Annotated in this window: 24 protein-coding genes; 11 read left to right on the forward strand and 13 right to left on the reverse strand. The window is 41.9% G+C overall.

Annotated features, from left to right (window positions below; genetic code table 11):
- Nucleotides 1-27: 27 nt before the first annotated feature.
- Nucleotides 28-942 carry a PfkB family carbohydrate kinase gene (locus tag M2273_RS27110; RefSeq protein WP_429400913.1) on the forward strand — a complete coding sequence of 305 codons (915 nt, stop codon included), beginning with the start codon at nucleotides 28-30 and terminating at the stop codon, nucleotides 940-942.
- A 102-nt stretch (nucleotides 943-1044) separates the two neighbouring features.
- Here M2273_RS27110 and M2273_RS27115 read toward each other — a convergent pair whose 3' ends face one another.
- The 4 genes from M2273_RS27115 to M2273_RS27130 are packed head-to-tail and all read right to left on the reverse strand — an operon-like array spanning nucleotide 1045 to nucleotide 3348.
- Entirely contained in the window at nucleotides 1045-1293 is a 249-nt protein-coding gene (locus M2273_RS27115) for a cytochrome b5 domain-containing protein (protein WP_429400914.1), read from the reverse strand.
- Nucleotides 1290-1970 (reverse strand): lycopene cyclase domain-containing protein, encoded by a 681-nt coding sequence (locus M2273_RS27120; protein ID WP_429400915.1) that lies wholly within the window; start codon nucleotides 1968-1970, stop codon nucleotides 1290-1292. Before M2273_RS27120 ends, M2273_RS27115 begins: the two co-directional genes overlap by 4 nt.
- The gene (locus tag M2273_RS27125; protein WP_429400916.1) at nucleotides 1967-2512 is read right to left on the reverse strand and encodes a hypothetical protein; all 546 of its coding nucleotides are present in this window, start codon (nucleotides 2510-2512) and stop codon (nucleotides 1967-1969) included. The genes M2273_RS27120 and M2273_RS27125 overlap by 4 nt, the downstream gene beginning before the upstream one ends.
- Complete coding sequence (locus M2273_RS27130) at nucleotides 2512-3348, reverse strand: phytoene/squalene synthase family protein (RefSeq protein WP_429400917.1); 837 nt, start codon at nucleotides 3346-3348, stop codon at nucleotides 2512-2514. The genes M2273_RS27125 and M2273_RS27130 overlap by 1 nt, the downstream gene beginning before the upstream one ends.
- Before the next feature lie 96 nt (nucleotides 3349-3444).
- On the opposite strand from M2273_RS27130, the gene M2273_RS27135 reads away from it, so the two are divergent.
- On the forward strand, nucleotides 3445-4923 hold the full coding sequence (locus M2273_RS27135; protein WP_429400918.1) for a phytoene desaturase family protein: 1479 nt from the start codon (nucleotides 3445-3447) through the stop codon (nucleotides 4921-4923).
- A gap of 5 nt (nucleotides 4924-4928) precedes the next feature.
- Here M2273_RS27135 and M2273_RS27140 read toward each other — a convergent pair whose 3' ends face one another.
- The 3 genes from M2273_RS27140 to M2273_RS27150 all read right to left on the reverse strand — a co-directional run bounded on the left by M2273_RS27140 (nucleotide 4929) and on the right by M2273_RS27150 (nucleotide 6781).
- A complete protein-coding gene (locus tag M2273_RS27140) occupies nucleotides 4929-5255 on the reverse strand; it encodes a DUF6686 family protein (RefSeq protein WP_429400919.1) in 327 nt (108 codons plus the stop codon).
- 82 nt (nucleotides 5256-5337) lie between these two features.
- A complete protein-coding gene (locus M2273_RS27145; RefSeq protein ID WP_429400920.1) occupies nucleotides 5338-6264 on the reverse strand; it encodes a DUF6607 family protein in 927 nt (308 codons plus the stop codon).
- A gap of 103 nt (nucleotides 6265-6367) precedes the next feature.
- Entirely contained in the window at nucleotides 6368-6781 is a 414-nt protein-coding gene (locus tag M2273_RS27150) for a hypothetical protein (RefSeq protein ID WP_429400921.1), read from the reverse strand.
- Nucleotides 6782-7656: 875 nt separating this feature from the next.
- Between M2273_RS27150 and M2273_RS27155 the strand changes: the two genes are divergently transcribed.
- A complete protein-coding gene (locus tag M2273_RS27155) occupies nucleotides 7657-7872 on the forward strand; it encodes a hypothetical protein (protein ID WP_429400922.1) in 216 nt (71 codons plus the stop codon).
- Between the two features lie 92 nt (nucleotides 7873-7964).
- On the opposite strand, the gene carA is transcribed toward M2273_RS27155, so the two are convergent.
- Entirely contained in the window at nucleotides 7965-9065 is a 1101-nt protein-coding gene (carA, locus tag M2273_RS27160) for a glutamine-hydrolyzing carbamoyl-phosphate synthase small subunit (RefSeq protein ID WP_429400923.1), read from the reverse strand.
- 389 nt (nucleotides 9066-9454) lie between these two features.
- On the opposite strand from carA, the gene panB reads away from it, so the two are divergent.
- On the forward strand, nucleotides 9455-10270 hold the full coding sequence (gene panB, locus M2273_RS27165; RefSeq protein WP_429400924.1) for a 3-methyl-2-oxobutanoate hydroxymethyltransferase: 816 nt from the start codon (nucleotides 9455-9457) through the stop codon (nucleotides 10268-10270).
- A gap of 58 nt (nucleotides 10271-10328) precedes the next feature.
- The gene (locus tag M2273_RS27170) at nucleotides 10329-11057 is read left to right on the forward strand and encodes an RluA family pseudouridine synthase (RefSeq protein WP_429400925.1); all 729 of its coding nucleotides are present in this window, start codon (nucleotides 10329-10331) and stop codon (nucleotides 11055-11057) included.
- Between the two features lie 282 nt (nucleotides 11058-11339).
- Here the strand turns inward: M2273_RS27170 and M2273_RS27175 are convergent, their stop codons facing one another.
- The 3 genes from M2273_RS27175 to M2273_RS27185 form a co-directional block, all read right to left on the reverse strand.
- On the reverse strand, nucleotides 11340-11804 hold the full coding sequence (locus M2273_RS27175; protein ID WP_429400926.1) for an SRPBCC family protein: 465 nt from the start codon (nucleotides 11802-11804) through the stop codon (nucleotides 11340-11342).
- Nucleotides 11785-12126 carry an ArsR/SmtB family transcription factor gene (locus M2273_RS27180; protein ID WP_429400927.1) on the reverse strand — a complete coding sequence of 114 codons (342 nt, stop codon included), beginning with the start codon at nucleotides 12124-12126 and terminating at the stop codon, nucleotides 11785-11787. Before M2273_RS27180 ends, M2273_RS27175 begins: the two co-directional genes overlap by 20 nt.
- Nucleotides 12127-12230: 104 nt before the next feature.
- Nucleotides 12231-13139: a helix-turn-helix domain-containing protein gene (locus M2273_RS27185; protein ID WP_429400928.1), complete on the reverse strand. Its 909-nt coding sequence runs from the start codon at nucleotides 13137-13139 to the stop codon at nucleotides 12231-12233.
- 128 nt (nucleotides 13140-13267) lie between these two features.
- Here M2273_RS27185 and M2273_RS27190 point away from each other — a divergent pair, with 128 nt between their 5' ends.
- The 4 genes from M2273_RS27190 (at nucleotide 13268) to M2273_RS27205 (ending at nucleotide 17103) form a co-directional block, all read left to right on the forward strand.
- A complete protein-coding gene (locus M2273_RS27190; protein ID WP_429400929.1) occupies nucleotides 13268-13666 on the forward strand; it encodes a GlcG/HbpS family heme-binding protein in 399 nt (132 codons plus the stop codon).
- A gap of 40 nt (nucleotides 13667-13706) precedes the next feature.
- Nucleotides 13707-14897, forward strand: a complete 1191-nt coding sequence (gene fdhA, locus M2273_RS27195; RefSeq protein WP_429400930.1) for a formaldehyde dehydrogenase, glutathione-independent — start codon at nucleotides 13707-13709, stop codon at nucleotides 14895-14897.
- 565 nt (nucleotides 14898-15462) lie between these two features.
- Nucleotides 15463-16047: a Crp/Fnr family transcriptional regulator gene (locus M2273_RS27200; RefSeq protein WP_429400931.1), complete on the forward strand. Its 585-nt coding sequence runs from the start codon at nucleotides 15463-15465 to the stop codon at nucleotides 16045-16047.
- Between the two features lie 84 nt (nucleotides 16048-16131).
- Complete coding sequence (locus M2273_RS27205) at nucleotides 16132-17103, forward strand: zinc-binding alcohol dehydrogenase family protein (RefSeq protein ID WP_429400932.1); 972 nt, start codon at nucleotides 16132-16134, stop codon at nucleotides 17101-17103.
- Nucleotides 17104-17174: 71 nt separating this feature from the next.
- On the opposite strand, the gene yiaK is transcribed toward M2273_RS27205, so the two are convergent.
- Nucleotides 17175-18164 carry a 3-dehydro-L-gulonate 2-dehydrogenase gene (gene yiaK, locus M2273_RS27210; RefSeq protein WP_429400933.1) on the reverse strand — a complete coding sequence of 330 codons (990 nt, stop codon included), beginning with the start codon at nucleotides 18162-18164 and terminating at the stop codon, nucleotides 17175-17177.
- A 190-nt stretch (nucleotides 18165-18354) separates the two neighbouring features.
- Between yiaK and M2273_RS27215 the strand changes: the two genes are divergently transcribed.
- Both M2273_RS27215 and purN read left to right on the forward strand, forming a co-directional pair.
- Nucleotides 18355-18870 carry a hypothetical protein gene (locus M2273_RS27215; protein WP_429400934.1) on the forward strand — a complete coding sequence of 172 codons (516 nt, stop codon included), beginning with the start codon at nucleotides 18355-18357 and terminating at the stop codon, nucleotides 18868-18870.
- A gap of 182 nt (nucleotides 18871-19052) precedes the next feature.
- Nucleotides 19053-19631, forward strand: coding sequence for a phosphoribosylglycinamide formyltransferase (gene purN, locus M2273_RS27220; protein ID WP_429400935.1), 579 nt, complete (start codon nucleotides 19053-19055; stop codon nucleotides 19629-19631).
- 114 nt (nucleotides 19632-19745) lie between these two features.
- Here the strand turns inward: purN and M2273_RS27225 are convergent, their stop codons facing one another.
- Nucleotides 19746-22103 (reverse strand): TonB-dependent receptor, encoded by a 2358-nt coding sequence (locus M2273_RS27225; protein WP_429400936.1) that lies wholly within the window; start codon nucleotides 22101-22103, stop codon nucleotides 19746-19748.
- Nucleotides 22104-22329: the final 226 nt, after the last annotated feature.

The raw sequence follows: 22329 nt of genomic DNA on the forward strand, positions 1-22329 counted from the left end.
GCGCAAAAAAAATTAAAAATATTTTACATGAGTTTGTTAGTTATTGGTACTGTGGCATTTGACGCTATTGAAACACCCTTCGGAAAGACGGATAAAATCGTTGGGGGGTCTGCAACCTTTGCAAGTTTAGGCGCATCTTACTTTTATGACCATATAAAAATTGTTGCTGTGGTTGGCGACGACTTTCCGCAAAGCGAGATCGAAGATCTTCAAAAACACCATATCAATACCGAAGGCCTGCAGATAAAACAGGGCGAGAAATCGTTTTTTTGGAGCGGCAGATATCATAATGACATGAACAGCCGCGATACCCTGATTACTGAACTTAATGTTTTAGAAGCTTTTGACCCCATCATTCCCGATTCATACCAGGATTGCGAATACCTGATGCTGGGCAACTTATCGCCACAGGTACAGCAAACGGTTATAAAGCGTTTAACCAAGCGCCCTAAGCTCATTGTGATGGATACGATGAACTTTTGGATGGACATTGCCCTTGACGAACTGCTTGCAACTATAAAACTGGTTGATGTGTTAACTATTAACGATGCCGAAGCCCGTCAGCTATCAGGAGAGTTTTCCCTGGTTAAGGCTGCCCGTAAAATATTAACCATGGGACCAAAGTATGTTATCATTAAAAAAGGCGAACATGGTGCCCTGTTATTCCATGAGGATAAAATATTCAGCGCCCCTGCCCTTCCACTTGCCGAAGTGTTTGACCCTACAGGAGCCGGCGATACATTTGCCGGGGGATTTATTGGCTACCTGGCCAAAGTTGGCACTGTGAGCTTTGATAACATGAAAAACGCTATCATATTTGGCTCAGCACTGGCATCATTCTGCGTTGAAAAATTTGGATCCGAAAAACTAAGGAACTTGTCACAGCAAGAAATTGCTGCCCGTGTACAGGAATTTGTAGGACTGGCCAAGTTTGAGCTATAAGCCTCACCCAACCCTCTCCTAAAGGAGAGGGCTTTTGATTTGCATAATTTACCTTAAGAAGTCGGACAAACAAAGTCGGGCTTCTTATTAAATCCTCCCCCTTCAGGGGGCCGGGGGGCTTAATCTCCCTATTGCCTTAAACCTTTCAAATACACTTTCAGTATGCGGGGCGTCAACCAGTTCAGGGGTAAGGTCCTGCCCGGCCCAGTGTTCATAATGTTTGCCGTTTTTCCATAAACGGCTCTCGCTAACATCATAAATAATGCCTTTATAGGCAATCCATATCTGTGGCTTGTCCTGGCCGTTTCGTAAGGCCAGTTGTCCTTTGGTATATTCTGGTAATTGGCTCACAATGGTTTATTTTTTGCTTTAAAATACTCAAAAAAACCTATGTTCATGACCAGCAAAGCCATTAAATAAAAATGATCTTCTATCGGGATAGTTCCAATTCTTTTACCCATGTTCTCGTTGTTATTATACATTACCACGGGTATGGAGGTTAATATACCATTCACCATGTAAAAAGGAATAAGTGCCACCAGGTAAGCCATGTAATACCGGTTAAGCCAACTTGCCTTAAATACATACTGCAATAAGAGCATTAAAACCAGCAATAAACTAAATGCAATAGCCGGATATATCCGGTCGTAGTGAAAAATTAGCACAAGGATACACAGCATAATGATCAGGTTGCTGATCATGCGGGTTAGCCGGTTATCAATTTGCCATTTGATATAATAATTAAGGCAGGCATAAATAAAAACGCAGGCAAAGGGTACGGTTAAAAAAAACAATATTTCCTCAAGCGGGAGCCCGAAAAAAGTTATGCCAATAATATAATGCGGGTTAAAGGACCATACCCCTTTTACGGTAAACAGTACATCCCAAAACAAAAAGAACAAACCCGTTATACCCATACCCGGCCAAATGAATTTCCAGGTTTTATAAAAATGCACCTTTTTATCAAACGATAATACAACGGGAAAAAACACCGTGAGTGTATTGATAAGCAAATAGGTGTATCTCACTTTAATGTGGCTAAAAGTTTGTTCAGTTCTTCAACCTGGTTAGGTGTACATCTTCTGGAATTGGCCAGATATTTAATGATCTCAATAGTCAATATCCTATCGGCCGTACCATAATTTCTTTTATTGAGCTGATTTATGATCGCCTCACTATCAGGGGCTAAGTTTTTTTTATAACCTAAAAAGCCGGGCACACTATCTTCTACAGAAAAACGCATAAACCTGATCTCTATATTCTGCGGATCGGCCGCTATAGCCTTTTCAAATGTTTTCTCACAGTTGTTTATATACTTTATCTTGGAGTATGGATTCCAGGCGTGTTTAGCTTTCAGCGCTTGCAAACCAGCTATAAAACCATCAATAATAGCAGTCCGGTTCTTTATCTCACTCAAACTTTTATACAGTGAATCGGTGGTTTTACTGTCGTTAATGGCCTCTCGTAAGTGCTGGCGTATAACTTTCAAATTAGGCTCATCGGCCTTTACGTTTTGCGTAATAAACAACAACGAAAATATACTTGCTATAAAAAAAACACACTTTCTCATCAAATCACATTCAATTTTTGTTGTAAAATAGCTTTAACGTATAAACCTATTTTGCAGGTATTGGAAATACGTATTCTTTTTTGCAGGATAACACTTGCAGGTGTATAACTTATTTTTTTGAACAGTTGCCGGTAATATATGTAAGCTATATAAACCCCAAGCCGGGTAGCGCGTGGCAGGCATTTTATGCCTTGAAACGCATTGTCAAAATCAATTTTTATATCGGCTTCTATATTCCGTTTATCCTGTTCCGTAAAATTATTAAAATCAATATGGGGGAAGTAGGTACGGCCACGTTCTTCATAATCGGCTTTTACATCCCGTAAAAAATTTATTTTCTGAAAAGCGGCGCCTAAACTGCGCGCTTGTGGTAATAACTCCTGATACAGCTTATCATCATTATCGGTAAAAACATGCAGGCACATCAACCCTATTGCCTCTGCCGATCCATAGATGTAGGTCTTATAACAAGCATCGTCATAGGCTTTTTTATCCAGGTCCATCTCCATTGAATGAAGAAAAGCATCTATCAATTCATGATCTATCCTATACCGGTTCACTACCTGCTGAAATGCATGGATAACCGGATTCAGGCTGATAAGCTCATTAATTGCCTTAAATGTTTCTTTTCTAAAATCACTGATCAGCTGTAATTTATCGTGTTCATGAAAGGTATCAACTATTTCATCGGCATACCTCACAAACCCATAAATAGCGTAAATGGGGTAACGGTATTCTTTATCAAAAGCCTTTATCCCTAAACTAAATGATGTACTATACTTGTTGGTTATTAATTTACTGCATTCAAAACAGGTTTCGTCGTACAGATTTATCATTTACACTCGCGCTTGTTTTCAAAAGTACAAATTCAAAGCGTTATTGTTTTTTATCACCACAAAACAATTTGCTTAACTTGGGCTTCACATATCTACATGAACGGCGACAAGCATATCATCATTATAGGAGCAGGTTTTGCGGGTTTATCTGCAGCTTGCGTGTTGGCAAAGGCAGGGTTTAAAGTTACTGTGCTTGAAAAGAATAATCAACCCGGCGGCAGGGCAAGAGTTTGGGAACAGGATGGTTTTAAATTTGATATGGGCCCCAGCTGGTATTGGATGCCAGATGTGTTCGAAAATTTCTTCGCCTTGTTTGGTAAAAAGCCTGCTGACTATTATAAACTGGAAAGGTTAGATCCCGGATACCGAATTTATTACGGCCCGAACAATATGATGGATATCCCCGCAGGCATGGATGATCTGGAAGCGCTTTTTGAACAAATTGAACAAGGCAGCAGCGCCGGATTAAAGGAATTTTTAAAACAGGCAGCCTATAAATATAAGGTTGGCATGGGCGAATATGTGTTCCGCCCCTCGCACTCCATTACCGAGTTTATCGACTTTAACCTGATAAAAAAAAGCCTGAGCATGCAGTTGCTAAGCAGCATGAGCAAGCATGTGCGCCGGTATTTTAAAAACCCTAAACTGATAAAACTGCTGGAGTTTCCTGTACTTTTTTTAGGTGCTACACCACAAGATACCCCCGCCATGTACAGCATGATGAACTATGCCGATCTGGTCCTGGGCACCTGGTATCCGCAGGGTGGAATGAATGAAATTGTGAAGGCCATGGTCAGCCTCGCCAAGGAATTGGGTGTTGATATCAAATTGAACACAGAAGTGACCAAAATTGACATAAAAGAGCAATTAATAAGCAATATTGTAACCAATAAAGGCATTTTTCAGGCCGATTTTGTGATTTCCGGGGCCGATTATGAGCATATTGACCAGCATTTATTGGATAAAAAGCATCAAAATTACACAGAAAAGTACTGGAATAGCCGCACTATGTCACCATCGAGCTTGCTGTTTTATATCGGTACCAATAAAAAGGTGGAGGGTATAAAACACCACAATTTATTTTTTGATGAAGATTTTGAGCTGCACGCCCAAGAAATATATACTACTCCGCAGTGGCCTACCAGTCCGCTGTTTTATGTTTCGTGTACCTCAAAAACAGATAAGAGCGTAGCACCCGAAGGCGGCGAAAACCTTTTTTTCCTGATGCCCATAGCGCCGGGTCTGCATGATGATGAAAGCATCCGCGAAAAGTATTTCGACCTGATGCTCAACAGGTTTAAGCACATTACCGGACAAGACATCCGAGATTCCATTGTGGTTAAACGCAGCTACGCGCTTAATGATTTTAAAACCGATTACCACTCCTTTAAAGGCAATGCTTATGGACTGGCTAATACTTTGGCGCAAACCGCGTTTTTTAAACCGGCCATGCGGGCCAGGCATATTAAAAACATGCTGTACACTGGCCAGCTAACAGTGCCTGGGCCGGGAGTTCCACCCGCTATTATATCCGGGCAAATTGTGGCTCAGGAGGCAATGAGAAGTATGAAATAAAAGCTTTATTCATTATCATACATGAGCGCATATACTTCCTGCATATAAATGGCTTCGTCCATAGCTGCATGAAAATCCTCCCACTCCTCTGTGGTAAAAGTTAGTTGTACATCGTTTACGGGTGTACGCATCACCAGGCGATCCTGTCCGTCAGGAAAGGCGTGGGAATGTTCGGCAAAATCAAGCTCAACCGTAAAATCCCGGAACTGGATAAATTGCTCGGGCGAAAAACTCAGGATCAGGTTATTATTCCAGATGAAGATACAGCGGCACTCTGAGCACCGGCTAATAACCGATGCCCCCGCCTGACTTATGACTTTTGAATCGCACATGATAATGTAATTTAGTTGGTGCCTGCCCGGCGCGCAAAGCTATCGCACCGCAGCATTTGCTCAGGAGCAGGACTTTATATTTTTAAACTGTTTTTTCCAGGTAATTGGCTATTACTTTGCGGGCTGCCGCTTTACTTTTCTCTGCATCCCATTTTTCTTTTATCGATTGATCGACCATTTCAAATAGCCGCTCAAATAGTGGCTTGCCATCAACTTTTCCTTTTAATTGGAGTGTGGCCGGGGCGGCGTATACTTCGTCCCATACTTGCCGAACAGCTGTCCAGTAAGGTTGTTGTTGTTTCCACCAGTTTTTGGCAAAAGCAAATTTAGCTTCATCGGCACGGGTAAATTCTTCATAGCCTTTCTCTTTGGCCAGCAGCTTATCGCCGTCAGCAGTTCGGATGATCTTTTGGTTATCCTGCTCATACATCCAGCCATTGGCGGTTAAATACACCCGGTTGCCCCGGCGCAGCACATTATAATCGCTCCGTTTGGTAAACTCCCTGCGCGGCAGCGGCGAGTCGCACTCGCTTTGCCATTGATGGCGGCCATCAACGTGCACCCAGGTACCAATACTCTCATACCGCGGACTATCATCAACCTGGAAAACCTTTTGTACCCAGCGGCCTTTGGTTTCGGCCGGGGTAAGCTTTGTTTTTTTCCAGGTATTGCTTTTATCAAAGTTCAGTATGTTTTGTTCTTCATATACCCAGTCCTCGCGCCAGTGCTTGATCACCGAACTATCGCCGGTTACCAGGATATGCTGAATCACTATCTTTTTTGGAGTTTCCTGTTCAACAACCGCCCATTCGTATCCATAGGCATGATATTGAAGATGATTACGGTAAGCTGTATCGGGCGAAAAGGTTTCGGCATAATCAAAAGTAACCTTGTAAAAACCGCCGAGCGCCAGTATGGCTGCCCTGTCCTGCTCCAGTTTACTTTGCGCTTTTGTTAATGTCGCCTGTGAAGCGATGAGCAGTATGATGAGACCGAGGACTTTTTTCATAGATACCAAGTTTTGAACAAACCTTATCGATTGAACAAGAGCAAAGTAATGTCTTATTTAGAATAAATCCAAATAAAAATAAAAAAAGCTTATTTACAGGTAGTTATTGAGATAACATTTGAGTTAGCGTATTAAACCATTCTTTATCATGGGTATATACACCATTAAAATCAATGATGAGATAAATACATTTAGTTTCAAATGCTGATATATAATATCCTATCCTTAAAGGCTGCCAAAGCATACCCATGCTTTTTACTGCCGTAATTGGGAAAAGATCATCAAAACCAATGTACAACTGCTTCATATCACTGAGTGGTATCGTCAGGTCCTCATCATCATTTATTCCTTCGATGATCAGTGCTGTAGTACTTAAAGCTATATTACCCTGATGATGTTGCAACGCTTGCACTCCGGATACCATGCCAGCCAGTATCTTACGGCTTGCCGATATTTCGGCCATTTCATGATCATAGCTCCATTTAACGGTTCCTTGTAATAAAAACTGTGTTGCCATAGGATTTGTAAAGTTTAAGGAAAGTTATCAAAGTTTAGGGTAATAAAAAAAGCCTTTCAAGACCTCAGGGTCCCTTTCAGGAGACCCTGATGGGGACACAAATAAAAAAAGCTTATTTACAGGGTATTTAATATCGCGTGTATAAGCCCCTCCCTGCCATTACACAATCCGCCGCACCCCTCCCGTGGGGAGGGAATATAATGAGGAGATTAGAATCATCAGAAAAACTTACAGTGAAAACACCGGCCAAAGGCTTGCACAAGTAAGCAAGTCATGCCGAATTTATTTCGGCATCCCACGCGCTTAGTTGACTTGCCGGGGTAACCATTCGTCCTGTGAGGTGCTGAAACAAGTTCAGCATGACTTGTTTTATAAATTTAAAGGCCTGTGTCAGCCAGTCGCAAGGTCGCGTGCGGAGGTATTGCCCACGGGTCTTTGACAAATTTAGAATAATAAAAAAAGGCTTTTCGTCTCCCCGGTGTGCTTTCAGGGGTACTTAAGACATTAAACGCCTGCTCCGTTAGGAGCTACCCATTTGTAGCATTCATTATCCAATATTTTTATGCCTCGTAGAGGCTACGCCTTACAAAGCAGTTACTACCTGCTAATTTAGGGTTGCACCTACGGAGCAAAAGGTGTTTTATACACATAAGCTACAAACAGGTAGCTCCTAACGGAGCAAATAACTAAACAAGATGCTGATATATTTTAATCTGATTAAATTGAAATTTCAAAGAGGAGTTATCAAAGTTTAGGATAATAAAAAGCCTTTCAAAACTTCAGAGTCCTTTCAGGAGCCCCTGAGGGAACACAACGATATTCTATACCGGGCCTTTTTTGTGTATATTAGTTTTGTAAACCTAAATCTGTAACTCATGGTATCTAAAAGACCACCTAATCCAAATACTGCTTACGGTAGAAAAAGACAAAGAGAAGAATACTATCAACACAAGGCGTTAATGACACCCGAAGAAAGGTCAAATCAAAACTCATCAGAAGTTATTATATACATTATTATAGTTGTAGTAATTGGCGGTGTAATTTTTGCCATAGGAGGCTCAGGGGCTTTATTAAAATGGCTTAGCCATTAAATACCTGCTTTAAACTTTTATGTCATTGCCATAAAAAAGCCTTTCAAGTTTAAAACTTGAAAGGCTTTTTAATATGCACATCTGCACATTTACTACGACATCAATTTGATAAAATCATCAAACAGATATCTTGAATCATGCGGGCCTGGTGATGATTCGGGGTGATATTGTACCGAGAATGCTTTTTTGTCTTTTACACGGATGCCTTCTATCGATTGATCGTTCAGGTTCACGTGGGTGATCTCTACCTTTTCAGATGCACGCACTGCCTCAGGCACTACCCCAAAACCGTGATTTTGAGAGGTTACCTCGCAGTGATTAATGATAATATTTTTAACCGGGTGGTTCAGTCCTCGGTGACCATTAAACATTTTCTTGGTTGGGATATCATTCGCCAAAGCCAGCAACTGGTGACCTAAACAAATCCCGAACATGGGTTTATCAGCAGCAAGGATAGATTTTACCGTTTCAACAGCATAAGGCATGGCAGATGGATCGCCGGGACCATTTGATATGAAGTAGCCGGTTGGTGCAAAATCCTTTTCCATTTCTTCAAAAGAGGTTTTTGCCGGGAAAACTTTGGCATACACATCGCGTTTGTCAAAATTACGCAGGATGTTTTTCTTAACACCAAGGTCAAGCACAGCTACACGGTAAGCAGCATTTTCATCGCCAAAAGTATAAGTTTCGGTTGTTGATACTTTCGATGATAATTCCAGCCCATCCATTGATGGTACTTCGGCCAGTTTAGCTTTCAATACCTCGATATCCAATATCTCAGATGAAATAATCGCGTTCATGGCACCCTTATCGCGGATATGGCGAACAAGCTGACGCGTATCTATATCAGATATGCCTACCAGGTTTTGCGACTGGAAATAATCCTGTATAGATTCGTTGGCCTGTTTGCGGCTGTAAGCAATGTTATAGTTTTTACAAACCAACCCTGCAATTTGAATATTGCCCGATTCAACTTCGTCATCTGCAATACCATAATTGCCTATATGGGCATTGGTGGCAACCATAATTTGGCCAAAGTATGAAGGATCTGTAAAAATTTCCTGATAGCCGGTCATGCCGGTGTTAAAGCAGATCTCGCCAGAGGTAGTACCTATTTTTCCTGCCGCTTTACCGTAAAAAACGGTTCCGTCGTCAAGTAGCAGCACAGCCGGTAATTTGGTGAAGTAGGTCATTTATTAAAAAAATTGAATGGATTATTAAATCGGATCGCCTGGTTCAAAGCCCCGTGAAAACTGATAGAAATATTGAAGTAAGGAACTTCCTGATTCACGGCGCAAAAATATGGTTTTATTTCGAATTTCGAAAGTGGGATTTTGGATTTATTTCGATTTCGGATTTCGGATGTGAGATTTCGGATTTATTGATTTTAGAAATCATATGTGGGATTTCGGATTTATTTTTTGACTTTTACCTTATATTTTGATTATTGAGGTTAAACTATTGTTATGTAATATTGCTGTTTTATATTCAGGCTTTGCAAAAGGCAAAGCCTAGATCAAAGTAAATCCAAAATAAATCTGAGATAAATCCGAAATCCCACATCCGAAATCCGAAATCAAAAATGTCAGTAAATAAAGAAGTTAAAAGGATCACTACGCATACCGTGCAGGAAATGAAGAACCGTGGCGAAAAGATAGCCATGCTTACAGCCTATGATTATTCCATGGCGACTATTGTTGACGATGCCGGTATGGACATCATACTGGTAGGCGACTCGGCTTCGAATGTGATGGCAGGTCATGAAACCACCCTGCCCATAACGCTTGATCAAATGATATACCATGCATCATCTGTAGTGCGTGCTGCAAAACGTGCGCTGGTGGTGGTTGATCTGCCTTTTGGATCATACCAGGGTAACTCTAAAGAAGCCCTGAACTCTGCCATACGTATCATGAAGGAAGCAGGGGCCCACGGCGTTAAGATGGAGGGTGGTATTGAAATTGCCGAATCGGTAACCCGGATACTTACTGCCGGCATACCGGTTATGGGCCATTTGGGTTTAACCCCGCAATCTATTTATAAATTTGGCACATATACCGTACGTGCCAAGCACGAAGCCGAGGCCCAGAAATTAAGAGAAGACGCCCTTAAACTACAGGAACTGGGATGCTTTGCCATAGTGGTTGAAAAAATACCTGCCCAGCTGGCCAAAGAAGTTGCCGAAAGTGTGCAAATACCCATTATAGGAATAGGTGCCGGGCAGCATTGTGACGGCCAGGTTTTGGTGATACATGATATGCTGGGTATTAACAAAGGTTTTAAACCCCGGTTTTTACGCCAGTACGCTAATTTATATGAGCAGATGAACGGGGCTATTAAAAACTATGTTGGCGATATAAAATCAAAAAGTTTCCCTAACGAACAGGAACAATATTAAACCTCACCCAACCCTCTCCTAAAGGAGAGGGCTATAATATCCAGACTAAAATACGATCATGGCCAGGCCTGAATTTAATTATACCAGTTACGATGTTACCGATAAGGATATTCTTTATGAGGATAACCACCTTATTGCGGTAAATAAGCGCGCAGGCGATATTGTACAGGTTGATGAAACTGGCGATGAGTCACTGGATGAAAAGGTTAAAAAATACATCGCAAAAAAATACAATAAACCCAACGGCGCTTTTTTAGGTGTGGTGCATAGGCTTGACAGGCCCGTGAGCGGGGTTATCCTGTTTGCTAAAACCAGTAAGGCTCTGGACAGGATAAATAAGATGTTTAAAAGCCGCGACATGCACAAAACCTATTATGCCGTTGTGCGCAAAAGGCCATATCCCGAGGCCGGTACTTTAATTCACTGGCTGGTAAAAAACCCGCAAAAAAATGTAACCAAAGCCCACGACAAAGAAGTACAGGGCAGTTTGCGGGCCGAGCTGCATTATAAACTGGTTGGCGAGCTTAACGGCTATTATTTAATTGAGGTTGACCCTATAACCGGGCGTCCGCACCAGATCAGGGTACAGCTATCAACCCTGGGCACTCCCATTGTGGGCGATAATAAATATGGCTATCCGCGCGGCAGTCTGCGTAAAAGCATTTGTCTGCATGCCCGCAGGCTAACCTTTATACACCCGGTTAAAAACGAACCCATCGAAATTATAGCCCCCGTTCCGCAGGATGGTTTCTGGGAAAAGTTTGAGGAAATGATGATCGGGGAATAGATACAAGAAGCTTAGAGGCAAGAAACAAGATTAGAAAGTGGTGTGGTGATAACACCACAGGCTGAAGAATAAAAAGAAAGCTTGGGCTTAGTGCGATTCCTTCCCTTGGGAAGGGGGAGGTAGGGGTTTATTGAGCATTACAGGTTTAATCGCGCGTAGAAACCCCTCCCTGCCACTGCACAATCCACCTCACCCCTCCCAGGGGAGGGAATATATATTCGCACATACCTCTTTTACCTAATTAAAAGAGACGCATGTGATGCATCTCTACAAAAAACATGGCTACTTTTGGTTTACGCCTTTTAAATATTGATCGAGCTTTTCTAAATTTTGTTTTAATCCTTCATCGGCTTTAAACGTTTTCACAACCTGGATAAATTGCTCATGTGTTTCAAAAAGCATATGCCAGCTAATAAATGTTTGTTCGCCCTTTGCTTCAAATTCAATAGTAGTAACAAACTTAGGGCTGGTAACATGGTCATACACTATTTTTTTCAGCGGAATGATCTCTTTAAATATGCTTTTGTTTTTATAATCAGTTCCGTCGGGGCCATGCATCACCAGTTCCCACTCGCCTCCGGGTTCAACGATCATTTTACTGATAGTGCTGGTGAAACCATTGGGTCCCCACCATTTGGCAATATGCTCAGGCTGGGTCCATACCTCCCATACCAGTTCAATTGGCGCATCTAAAGTTCGTGTTAAGCGTAATTCGCGGTCGGTAGTATTACTTTTTGTGCTTTCCATTTCTTTCATTTTTTAATTGTGCTACATATTTTTCAAGGTTGTCTAACTTACTTTCCCAATGCTGCCGGTACTGATCTACCCATGTTGATACCTCACTGAGCTGATCGAGCCGGGCTTCGCAAAAGCGGTCGCGACCCTGTTGCTTAACTTTAATGAGGCCGCAATCAGCCAGGATTTGAATATGTAACGAGATGGCCTGGCGTGTAACGGCAAAGTTTGCGGCTATAGTGTTCACATTATGCGGCTGCGTAGCAATCATATTAATTATTGCTCTTCGGGTGGGGTCGGCTATGGCCTGGTAAACGTCTCGTCTGGTTTTCATGATTTGCAAGTACTTACTTGCAAATATAAGAGCAAGCATTTACTTGCGCAATTATTTTTTTAATTTCCCGGCTGGTGGTGTTCTTAGGCTGAAAGTAGCCCTGTTTAGCTTTTTAAATACAACCCTGGTGTTATTCCTTCAAAACGTTTAAACAGGCGTATAAAATAATTGAGATTATTAAACCCCGACTTGAAGCAGACTTCGGATATATTAATGGAAGGATTTTTTAACAGCATTTTGGCCAAACCGATACGTTCCTGTATAATAAACTCAACCGGCGACAGTCCAAAAGTATCTTTAAACGTACGGAAAAAGTTTGTTTTACTCATGCAGGCTTCATTACACAGCGCATCAATATTAATTTGTTCCGTTAAATGCATCCGGATATATTTAATAACCCCGGTTAACCGGTTTATATCTGCCTTGTTATTATTAACCAGTTGCTGCTTTTGTGTTTGAATAGTGCGTATCAATAATTCAGTTAAGGTGATATCGGCAAGCGCGTCTTTATTGATATTATCTTCCATGCTGATAGCAATAAGCTTATGGATAAGGCCGGTAAGCTCACGGTTGTTGTGAAAATGATATTGGGTAAAATTAAGGTTCCATCGCTCCTCTCCGGCTTCGCCGGGATATGTGTTATTTAAATAATCAAGCGTGGCGGTTACTTTGCTCCAGTCAATAACCATAGTAACACATTGTACAGGGTGTTTCTTATCCACATCCGGAAAATCAACATTAATAGGCATGCCCTCTGGCAGTATGAGTGTTTCGCCGGGCAAAAAATCAAACCTCGACTGGTTTAATATACCAACCGTTTTCTTTCCCCTCAGCATGCTTGATATGACCAGCCCGTTATACCGCAGATCAAGATTGCCGCATTGCTCATTGGTTTCGAAAATATTAACCTCGCAATGTGCCAGTTTGTACAGCTTACGGTGTTCAACAAGCGTTTCGGTTTCGTAATGATTTTCAGCTGAGCCTAATGGGATTAAAATTTGCCGGTGGTTCATAATTCACAACTTGTTTCATAGCAACAACAATAAAGCATTATTGTGTTGTTTTATGGCACTATTGTTCCATTATGCTTTTGGTATTGGGTACTACCTTTATCAAATTAATTTACCTAAAACAAAACTTTATGAGCATTACATTAGAGCAGGCAGAAAAACTGTCGCAGGCTGCCAAAGTAAAGGCAAAGCAAATTGGAGTACCCATGAACATTGCCATTGTTGATGAAGGCGCCAACCTGGTATCGTTCCACCGCATGGATAATGCCTGGTTAGGTTCGGTCGATATATCTATCAGGAAGGCTAAAACCGCACGTTTTTTTGATATGAACTCCGGCGAAATAGGCAAACTATCACAACCCGGCGGCCCACTATATAATATTGAACATTCAAATGGGGGTTTAATATCATTTCCCGGCGGCGTATTGCTAAAAAACGGCAGCGGAAAGATAGTAGGCGCCATAGGCGTATCGGGTGGCGCTGTTGAGCAGGACCATGAGGTAGCTTCGGCAGGTGCTGCCGCGTTATAGTTTCAGTCTCTTGATTTTAATTCATTTAAATTAAAATATTATGTGTCAAAACCACGGAGTTGCGTATATAAAACCAGGTGAGGTTGAAGTACGCGAAATAGATTATCCAAAACTGGCCATCGGCAACAGACAATGCCATCACGGGGTTATCATTAAAATAGTAGCTACCAATATTTGCGGCAGCGACCAGCACATGGTGCGCGGACGCACAACCGCCCCTGCCGGTCTGATACTTGGGCACGAGATAACCGGCATTGTGATTGAAGCAGGCAGAGATGTTGAATTTATAAAAGAAGGCGATCTGGTATCGGTACCTTTCAATATAGCTTGTGGCAGGTGCCGCAATTGCAAAGCCGGCCAAACAGGTATTTGTCTTAATGTGAACCCCGCCCGCCCCGGAGCTGCTTACGGATATGTGGACATGGGCGGTTGGGTAGGCGGCCAGGCCGAATATGTCATGGTGCCTTATGCCGATTTTAACCTGCTTAAATTCCCGGATAAAGACAGGGCTATGGAAAAAATAAAGGATCTTACTCTCCTGTCAGATATTTTTCCGACGGGTTTTCATGGCGCTGTTACAGCGGGTGTTGGCCCGGGTTCTATTGTTTATGTTGCAGGTGCTGGGCCGGTTGGTTTGGCTTGTGCGGCATCATGCCAGTTATTGGGTGCGGCAGTTGTTATTGTGGGCGATATGAATAAAGAGCGCCTGGAACAAGCCCGCAGCTTCGGTTGCGAAACCGTTGACCTGTCTCAGGAAGCATCACTTGGTGATCAGATTGAAGCTATAGTCGGAGTGCCTGAAGTAGATAGTTTTGTAGATTGTGTAGGCTTTGAAGCCAAGGGCCACGGTGCCGATGCTAATAAAGAACAGGCAGCAACCGTACTAAACTCTGCCATGGAAATTACCCGCGCGGGTGGAGCTATAGGTATTCCGGGGCTATACGTAACCGGTGATCCGGGGGCTTCGGATGAAGCTGCTAAAAAAGGAAATCTTTCTATCCGCATTGGTTTAGGCTGGGCAAAATCACATTCATTTTACACCGGCCAGTGCCCGGTAATGAAATACCATCGTCAGTTGATGAACGCTATTTTGTATGATAAAGTACAGATTGCAAAAGCGGTTAATGTACAGGTGATAAAACTACAGGATGCGCCAAGCGGTTATAAAGATTTTGATAAAGGCGCCGCCAAAAAATTTGTTATTGACCCTAACGGCATGATCATGAATTAGCATCAATATATTTAGGATAAGTAAGGGCGACGTTTACATGTTGCCTTACTTATTATAGCCCCCACACCGCGCGATGGTTTTTGGGAAAAGTTTGAAGGAATGATGATAGGGTAAGTTAAAAAAGTGGTGCGGTGATAACACTATAGGTGTTCGGAAGAAATAAAAAGAAAGCTTGGGCCTAGTGCGATTCCTTCCTTGGGGAAGGGGGAGGTAGGGGTTTATTGAACATTACAGGTTTAATCGCACGTATAAACCCCTCCCTGCCATTTCACAATCCACGGCACCCCTCCCAAGGGAGGGAATATATACTGCAATTACAATCTTCCGAACACCTATGGTGATAACACCGACCACAGGCTGAACAATCATGCGCCAAGTTCAAAAGATGTTTCAACTCGATGGTTTATGATCTCACTGTTAAAACAAATTATATCCACTTACCGTCACTGGCTTTAAAAATACTTGTTTTATCATTAACACTATAAAAATTGTGCACGTCAGGCATATCTTTAATAAATTGCAGATAAGAAACTAATTTTTTCTTATTTACAAAGGCTTTATTGATGTGTCAATAGATAAATTAAATCTTCACTTTAATGAATATTTCCCGCTCAATGCTAAAGAACGCAATGAATTGGGAGTGCTTTTTACGCAAAATAGTATAAAACGCAGGCAGTATATCTTGCAGCAGGGTGAGGTTTGCAGGCATTTTACATTTGTAATTTCCGGTTGTTTGAGAATGTATGCCATTGATGAAAACGGGAAAGAACATAACATTCAATTTATTGCGGAAAATGATTGGGCGATGGATTTAAGTAGCTTCTACGCTGAAAAAGCAAGTCAGCTATCTATAGAAGCCGTGGAACCTACAACCTTTTTGCAAATTAAACATGACGATGTTTTATATCTTTATACTGAATATCATAAGTTCGACCATAATTTCCGGGTCATTATCGAGCAAAAATACATCGAATCACAAAATAGGGTACTTCAGAACATAAGTTCGTCGGCAGAAGAGCGCTACGAATATTTTCTCAGGCAGTATCCCAACCTTGCCAACCGTTTACCACTTGCTCAAATTGCTTCCTATTTAGGAATTACACCGGAATTTTTAAGCGCCATTCGCAAAAACATTGTTTCCAAAGGGTAACCATAAATTCTTTAAAAGTATTTCTTAAGAAATCTTATGGGTTCGTTTGCCCCAAACACATGACCTTTGCTTCAAATCAAAACGATGATGAAAGCAGCAGTTATAAAAAATGCCGGCGGCCCGGAAAATATCCTAATTGAGGAAAGAGACATTCCTACATCAAAGGAGGGTTGGGTTTTGATTAAAGTTAAAGCGTTTGGCCTGAACCGCTCAGAGTTGATGACCCGCAAAGGCTTATCGCCGGGTGTTAGGTTTCCGCGCATATTGGGTATTGAGTGCGTAGGAGAGGTGGAAAATGACCCTTCAGGTGAATTTACTGCCGGACAAAAGGTAGCCGCCTTTATGGGAGGTATGGGAAGAGATTTTGATGGCAGCTATGCAGAATATACGCTCTTGCCCAAATCTTTACTCATCCCGTTTGAAAGCAAATTGTCCTGGAAAGATTTAGGGGCTATGCCCGAAATGTTCCAAACGGTGCATGGTTCACTCCATTTGGCCTTAAAAATTCAGCCTGGCGAAACAATACTGGTCAGGGGTGGCACATCCTCTATTGGGATGTTAGCGACCCAATTGGCAAAAAACAACGGACTTTTCGTAATTGCGACAACGCGAAACCCGGAAAAAACAGAAATGCTGCTGAAAAATGGCGCAGATCGGGTTATTATCGACGATGGCCGTATTATGCAAAAGGTTAAGACCGACATACCTGATGGTGTAAATAAAGTATTGGAACTGGTTGGCACTTCCACACTGAAAGATTCGTTAGCATGCGCGGCACCGGGTGGTATTGTTTGTATGACCGGCATGCTTTCGGAACAATGGTCAATCAATGACTTTGCACCGATGGAGTACATCCCGGCTACTGTTAATCTAACTGTATATGATAGCGGTCAAATCAGGGTAAACAAAGAGCATTTTCAGCAGTTTATTAGTGACGTTGAAAACGCGCTAATAAATCTAAGTATTGGCCGTACGTTTAAACTCGATGAAATCGCCGCCGCACATTCCCTTATGGATAGTAATAATAGTGGCGGAAAGATAGTTGTTATCACATAAAAGACCTTAATTATTTTAGATAATGTGGCACAATTTGTTTTAAACGATGCACATACTGTTACAGTCTTTATTTATAACCCCTGTACCCTATCCCATATCTTTTCATCTACCAAAACGCCCTCCTCCAAGTTCTTCTTTCTGGTTAATAAAGTATTTTCGCCCGGATAGGAAATTGTACCACCCTCATGCTCCGGGGTACTTGTTTTGGTATAGGCGATGATCTCTTCAATTAATGCGGCAGTTTGCTCATCACTGTTAGGTTTTATGCAGATAAACACCTGCGATATCCCTGCCTCATTGCCGCTTTTGGTGATCCTGGTTGTAGAGTTGCCCCCACTTAATATGGTGGCCAGCAGGTCAAGTACCAATGAAAGTCCCGAGCCTTTCCAGAAACCAACCGGCAACAAACGTTCTGATTGTAAAATGGCCGTGGCGTCGGTACTTAAATTCCCGTCTTTATCATAACCACCCGGTAAAGGCAGGGGCTCATTTTTTGATTGATATTGCATTAACTTACCCACCGCGTATTGTGATATGGCCATATCAAGCACCACATGCCCATTTTTGCGCGGTACCGCAATAACCAGCGGATTATTCCCCAAACGCGGGTCAAGGCCACCCCAGGGCGGCAGATTGGCAATGGTATTTGTAAAACAAATGCTAATGTAACCAGCTTCCGCGGCTTGCCAGCCGTAGGTGCCCCCGCGCATCCAGTGATTGGTGTTTTTTATGGCTACGCAGCCTATACCATTATCTTTGGCCAGTTCAATAGCCCTGTTCATGCAAAAACCGGCATTAAGCATCCCCGGACCAAAGTTGCCGTTCCATTGTTCAATTGCTCCAAAGCCACCCTCTTTTGAAGGTTCTGCCCCGGGTTTCACCAATCCATCTTTTACGTGCTGTACAAAAACCGGGAAACGGTTCAGGCCGTGAGTGTATACGCCATCCCTGCTGTTCTCAGCAAAAATAGTGGCACATTTTCCGGCCCGTTCATCTGTGAAATCAAGATTAGTTAATATTCGCTTAAATTCAGTCTTCAGTTTTTCAAAAGGTATACGCATGGCAGATAATTAAAAAGTCAAAATCAAAAGTAAAAATTAAATACCCTGCTTTTGACTTTTTGTATCTTACTTTTGATTTATAACAAGCCTTGAATACGATGTTAAAATAATTTCATTTTAAAAGAGTTATTATTACATCCTGGTTGCCAACTAATAACCGGGAATTTTTATTTTTGCGGGCATACTTTCAATGAAAAATAAAATCCCATTACTATTTATTTTAAGCTTAGTTATCATAAACCTGCTAAGCGGTTCATGCAAAAAGGATATCAACAGCAATATCCCCCATCTGTTAACAAATGGCGTTTGGGAGCTGGCTACTCTTCAGGTTACCAATTATGTAGGCGATACGCAGATATCAATTGATACCTTGAATACCAATTGTGATTCCACACAATTATTCACCTTTAATGCTAACAATACCTGTACTTATACAAATTTTGATTGCCTGGCTCAAACAACAACCGGCACATGGACGTTTACAGCCAACAGACTTTATTTTATGTCAGACATGGTTTGTAAAGATACGATAGCGGGCGGCGCGGAAAGCACCACTAAACCGTTTGAAAATACCCAGATATTTAATTTGGGCACCTATTCTATGGTATTACAAACAGGCGATGTACAGCCTAATTATTCATCAACCAAAAAGCGAAGAATAGTGAGATATGGATTTATCAAACGAAAAGCACTAATTGAAGAATAGTGAGATACGGATTTATCAACGAAAAGCATTAATTAATTAATACCAATTAAAATAAGTAAAATTTTATATTTGGATTATTATAAAATGGTTTGTTATTATAAAATTACCAGGAGCATACGTCAAACCAATATAAATAAACGGCTCCGGGTAACATCATCACCTTTGAAAAGCACCTAATTTTAATGAAGAAACGAATTGCCATTTTTGCTTCGGGTTCAGGGTCAAATGCCCAAAAGTTAATGGAGCATTTTAAACGAAATGCCGATGCCGAAGTAGTGCTGATCTTGACCAACAACCCACAGGCTTACGTATTACAACGGGCCGACAACTTCGAAGTTCCATCGCATATATTTACCCGGCATGAATTTTATGATAGTGATGATGTGATCAGACTGCTTAAAAACCTGCAGGTCGACCTCATTGTTTTAGCCGGTTTTTTATGGCTCATCCCTGCATCGTTACTAAAAGCTTTCCCCAATAAGATCATTAACCTGCACCCGGCGCTCCTACCCAAATATGGTGGCAAAGGTATGTATGGCGATCATGTGCACAAAGCTATACTCGAAGCTAAAGAAGAAGAAGGTGGCATTACCATCCATTTTGTGAACGAGCAGTTTGACGAGGGCGAGATCATCCATCAATCAAAATTTAAGATAGAACCCGGCGATAACCTGGAAATGATAAAATTTAAAGGCCAGCAGTTAGAACATCACCACTTCCCTAAAGTTGTTGAAGCTTTATTGAAGAAGATGAAGAGTTAACCGCGACCGTTGATTTTTTTGATTACGTTGATTGCGCTGATTTTCTGAACCTTGATTGGCTTGATTTAAGAATTTCTTGATTCTTGTATCACACATCTTGATTCCTTCTGTCTCTTAAAAGTTCGTGCTTAACGAAACCCCGTAAGTGCGGGGGTTACCTAAGTGCGATGCGCCAAAATCATAGGCATAGTCAATATATTTTTTGTTGGCTATATTGCTTTCCCATAAAAACAGGCTGAAGTTTTTGGTATCGACGCCCAGCCTTGCATTAAATTTACTGTAAGCTTTTTGCTCAATCTGGTTGGCAAGATCAAAATACTCATTACCCAGGTAACGCCATTCGCCGCGGGCTACCAGCTTTACCTTTTGCGGTCCGCCCAGGTCATAACCATATTGTATGGCCAGCATAGAGGTTACATTGGGTGTATACACCTGGCGGTTGCCTTTTAAGTCAGCTATTTCGCCATTGTTGCCTACAGCCAGATCGGTATAGCGGGCATGGGTGTAGCCAAAATTGTAGTCAAATGCCAGGCCTTTTACCGGGGTGGCATTTAGCTCAAGCTCCACTCCTTTACTGTTAAGCTTGCCGGCATTTTTGGTAACGGTAATAGCATCGGGCAGTATTAAGGTTGGCACCTGCGCATCGGTAACACGGGTATAAAAAGCGGCTATGTTTACACGCAGTTTGTTATCCAAAAAGCTGTTCTTTGATCCTATTTCATAATTATTGCTATACTCCGGCTTAAAGGTGTACAATGGTGGCTGCGAAGGGTCTGATGACAGTTCGGTAATGCCACCCGCCCTAAACCCACGGCTGTAACCCGCGTACAGGTTATTATTGGCCGACAAGTGGTAAGCAATACTCAGCTTTGGCGAAAAAGCTTTAAAATGGGCCTTCGATGAGGTATCTGACCGGGTAACTATAGCATCCTGACCATCGGGCTGAAACTCGCCCAGTATATTTTCTTTTTTATGCTCATAATCATACCTTAAACCAGCGGTAACATCCCATTCGGGGCTAATGGTATAGGTAAACTGCCCGTAAACCGCGACACCAAAGTTCCGGTCGGTATTGGTATTGATGCTGGTAAAATCGGTCATTGGCGAGCCTACAGCCGCTGCATCCGCACCAAAGTGTGTACCCACCCTGTTGGGTGCGTAGTGATAAAAGCCATAAGTTCCGGCCGTCCATTTTAAAGCCGAGGTTGATGATGCAGGCGAAGTAAAACGAAATTCCTGTATACCGGTTTTTACTTTATTCCAATCACCACCATAATTATTTATTATCGAAACCCCATCAATAGGCGAAAAATCGCCATCAATTGGCGTGTTGTAATACCTGTTATTTACCTGGTATGATGACTGGGAAGTAAAGTTAAAATCGCTGCCCGAATAATTAATAGCCAGCGATGTATTGAACGTATTATCGATCATTTTGGTGGTCGCGTTCTGGTTAACCTTGTAAGGGTCGCTTAGTGCATCGGCAGGTGAGCCAGCCAAAGGAAAAGCTCCGTTATTGCGGTTGTTATAATTTTTAACATTGAGGGTAAGTGCCAGTTTTGAGGTAGCCAGAAACTTAAGATAGTAATTGCCTAAAAAAAAGTGCTGTTTATCAAAACGGGTGTTATTAAATGTGTTGGTGTAAAAACCATTAAAGCCCGAATAAATACCCGCCACGCCTAAAAACAGTTTATCTTTTATGAGCGGCGCGCGCAGGCCCAGGCTATAACGCTGCTGCCCGTAATTGCCAAAATCAACCCCGGCAAAGCCGCTTACCGTATTGGTAGGCTGTTTGGTGATGATGTTGATAACCCCACCGGTAGCATTACGGCCGTAAAGCGTTCCCTGCGGACCTCTTAAAACTTCAATCCGTTCCACATCAAGCAATTGCGGTATGTAGGTATCCAGCCCGTACTGGTTTACGCCATCAATATAGGTGGCAACTGCCGGGTCATATGAAGTGGTTACAATACCCCTGATGCCGCTTACCGTACGGTTATCGCCCGGCCCGGCCGAGTTTAAGTTTGGAGCTATCGCGGTAAGATCCTTCAAATCCCACAACCTGTAATCGCGCACCTGCTTTGCCGATAGTGTTGAAATGCTTGATGGCACACGCTGGGCATCCTCCTCATATTTCTGGGCAGTTACGGTAACTTCGTCCAGCTGGTTAGCGGCATCTTTTAATTGTATATTGATAATCTGACTGCTGCTTACAGTTACCGGTTGATTTTTGGCCGCATAACCTACAGCGCTTATATTCAACGTATAGTTGCCTGTACCAATACCTATTAACGAAAACTTCCCGCTTTTATCTGTAATAGTATGGTAGTTAGTATTTAATAAATAAACCGAGGCCCCGGATATTGCCTGGCTTTTATCATCAGATATCGTTCCCGATAAACTAATGAGCGTTTGACCTTTAACCGAAAAGCATAATATAAGCAGTACAAATAAAGTAAACCTTGTTTTCATATGTAATTGGCTTAACTGGTAAGTGTAATTTAAACACACTGATATAATTTCCAATTATAACAAACAAGCTACGTATTAAATAACCTGAACAAAAATATTACTGAAAAATGAGGTATTTTATAGTTGCTAATTGGTTATATAAAAAATGGTTGTCATTTCGAACGACAGAGAGAAACTATCTCTTGAGCGATAGCGAAAAATCTTATACAACCAGCAATGTTCGTCC

It is taken from the genome of Mucilaginibacter lappiensis (assembly GCF_050433765.1).
Lineage (GTDB): Bacteria > Bacteroidota > Bacteroidia > Sphingobacteriales > Sphingobacteriaceae > Mucilaginibacter > Mucilaginibacter lappiensis_A.